Here is a 2,996-nt window from a genome sequence, read left to right on the forward strand (position 1 = left end):
GCCCAAGGATCATGCCGATGATGACAGGCGCGGTCGGAAAATCGAACCGCCGCATCAGGAAACCGGCGGCCCCCAGCAGATAGAGGATGACGAGGTCGATGGGCGATTGCGAAATGCCATAGGTGCCGACCGTGGCGAACACCAGGATGCCGGCATAGAGCTGCGGCGCCGGGATTTTCAGCAGCCGCACCCACAGCCCGATCAGCGGCAGGTTGAGGATGACCAGGATGACGTTGGCGATGAACAGGCTGGCGATCAGCCCCCAGACGAGGTCGCCCTGGGTCGTCAAAAGCAGTGGTCCGGGATTGATGCCGTAGCTCTGGAACGCCGACAGCATGATCGCCGCCGTCGCCGAGGTCGGCAGGCCAAGCGTCAGCATCGGCACCAGCACGCCGGCTGCGGACGCATTGTTGGCGGCCTCGGGGCCGGCAACGCCTTCGATGGCGCCGACCGTGCCGAACTCCTGCTTGTGCTTCGACAGCTTCTTTTCGATGGCATAGGACAGGAAAGTCGGGATTTCGGCGCCGCCCGCCGGCATGGCGCCGATCGGGAAGCCGATCGCGGCGCCGCGCAGCCAGGGTTTCCACGAACGTCCCCACTCGGCCGCCGTCATGTAGAGCGAGCCCTTCAGCGGCACGATCTCGTCCTTGCCGGCATAGCGGCGCGAGGCCATGTACAGCGTCTCGCCGACGGCAAACAGGCCAACGGCGGCGATGATGACGTCGACGCCGTCGAGCAGTTCGGTCATGCCGAAGGTGAAGCGCGGCTGGCCGGTCTGCAGGTCGACGCCGATCATGCCGATGACGAAGCCTGCGAACAGGCTGGTCAGGCCGCGAACGGAAGACGAGCCGAGCACCGCCGAGACGGTGATGAAGGCCAGCACCATCAGCGAGAAATATTCGGCCGGGCCGAAGGCCAGCGCGAATTTGACCACCACCGGCGCCAGGAAAGCGACGCCCATCGTGCCGATCGTGCCGGCGACGAACGAGCCGATCGCCGAGGTGGCGAGGGCTGCACCGCCGCGGCCGGAACGCGCCATCCTGTTGCCTTCCAGCGCGGTGACGATGGTGGCGCTTTCGCCGGGCGTGTTGAGCAGGATCGACGTCGTCGAGCCGCCGTACATGGCGCCGTAATAGATGCCGGCAAACAGGATGAAGGATGCCTCCGGCGCCACCTGATAGGTGATCGGCAAAAGCAGCGCGATGGTCAGCGCCGGCCCAAGACCGGGCAGCACACCGATGGCGGTACCAAGCGTGGTGCCGAGCAGGCACCACAGAAGGTTGACCGGGGTGAAGGCGACCGAGAAGCCATGTGCCAGATGTCCGAGCGTTTCCATGGCGTCAGCCCCTCAACATGGTGATGAACGCATCGATGACCGTGTTCAGCTGGTTCTCGATGAAACCGGCACCGATGTTGACGCCGAGCGCCCTGGCGAAGCCGAAATAGGCGGCCAGCGCCAGGATAAGGCCGAGCACGACGTCCCGCAGCGTACGCTTGCTGCCGAAGCCGTAGCAGACGAGCACGAACATGATGACGGATGCCGCCGTGAAGCCGAGCGGTTGGATGAGCAGCAGATTGGCGATCAGGCCGATAACGACGAAGCCCATTGCCTTCCAGTCGGTCGGCGTCTCCTTTTCCTCCTCCGGCTGCCAGCCGCCGCGAAGCGCGGCAAGGATGAGCAACAGCGAAAGTACCACCAGGCCAACCATGGTAAGGTAGGGAAAGACGGTCGGGCCGACCTTGGAGTAGAGCGGCGACACCGGGATCGCCAGCGTCTGCCAGGCAACGGCGCCGGCGCAGGCCAGGAGCCCGATGCCTATCAACAATTCCGGCACGGCAAGCCGCGACGGCGCCGGCTGCTGGTCGCTGGTGCTCATGATTGTCCTCCCCAGGAGAGCTGGCCAAGTATGGTTGGCGAAAATGCCCGGCGCCGCATGCTTGCTCCCCACCGCAGGGTCATGCCGGCTTGCATTTCATGCGAGAAGGGGCGACCTGCGCCGCCCCTATGACGATGGATCAGGCGAGCCCGAGATCCTTCAGGATCGCCTCGATGCGGGCTGAATCCTCGGTGACGAACTTCGCATAGTCGTCGCCGGTGAGCAGGATCGGCGTCCAGTTGCGGTTCTTGCATTCGGTCGCCCACGCGTCGCTCTTGGCCATGGTCTCGATCAGGGTGATCATCGCTGCCTTGTCGGCGTCGGAAATACCCGGCGGTGCGAAGACGCCGCGCCAGTTGAACAGTTCGACATCGATGCCGGCCTCCTTCAGCGTCGGCGCATCGATGCCGTCCTGGCGCTTGTCTGCCGAGATGGCGAGCAGCCGCAGCGCGCCCGCCTTGACCTGCTCGGAAAACTCGCCAAAGCCGGAGATGCCGGCCGCGACCTGGTTGCCGAGCAGCGCCGACAACGCCTCACCGCCGCCGGCGAACGGCACGTAGGACAGGTTTGTCGCCGGCACGCCGACAGTCTTGGCAATCAGGCCGAACAGGATGTGATCGGAACCGCCTGCGGAGCCGCCGGCGACAGGAACCTTTGTCGGATCGGCCTTGAGCGCGGCGACGAAATCAGCGGCCGTCTTGAACGGCGACTCCGCCGGCACGACCAAGGCTTCGAACTCGCCGGTAAGGCGGGCGATCGGGGTGACCTGCGTCAGATTGTTGGCGGCCTTGTTGGCAATGATGGCGCCAACCATGACCATGCCGGCAACCATCAGGGAATTGCCTTTGCCGTTCCACTGGCTGATGAATTGCGGCAGCCCGACAGTCCCGCCGGCGCCGCCGACATTGGTGATCTGCGAACCCGAGATGAGCTTTTCACTGCGCAGCACCTGGTCGATCGTGCGCGCCGTCTGGTCCCAGCCACCACCCGGTGCGGCAGGCACGAAGAGCTGTATCTGGGGCGCGCCTTCGGCCAAAGCGGGAGAAAGATGCGACGTCATCAGCCCGGCACCCACGGCTGCGGTGCTCATCAAAAATCTGCGTCTGTCCAGCATGGGAT

Annotated in this window: 3 protein-coding genes; all 3 read right to left on the minus strand. The window is 64.9% G+C overall.

Annotated features, from left to right (window positions below):
- Window positions 1–1,336, minus strand: a 1,336-nt coding sequence (locus EN925_RS30245; RefSeq protein ID WP_127370811.1) for a tripartite tricarboxylate transporter permease, incomplete at its 3' end; no start/stop codon positions are given.
- A gap of 4 nt (window positions 1,337–1,340) precedes the next feature.
- A complete protein-coding gene (locus EN925_RS30250) occupies window positions 1,341–1,877 on the minus strand; it encodes a tripartite tricarboxylate transporter TctB family protein (protein ID WP_027161342.1) in 537 nt (178 codons plus the stop codon).
- A gap of 139 nt (window positions 1,878–2,016) precedes the next feature.
- Window positions 2,017–2,996: tripartite tricarboxylate transporter substrate-binding protein (locus EN925_RS30255; RefSeq protein ID WP_348630370.1), on the minus strand; the 980-nt coding region annotated here is incomplete at its 5' end.

The sequence above is a fragment of the Mesorhizobium sp. M7A.F.Ca.US.006.04.2.1 genome, from assembly GCF_004022915.1.
In the GTDB taxonomy this organism is placed as follows: Bacteria; Pseudomonadota; Alphaproteobacteria; order Rhizobiales; family Rhizobiaceae; genus Mesorhizobium; species Mesorhizobium ciceri.

Coding starts and splice junctions, on each gene's coding strand:
- EN925_RS30250 (WP_027161342.1), bottom strand. CDS start 1,877: ATGAGCACCAGCGACCAGCAGCCGGCGCCGTCGCGGCTTGCCGTGCCG.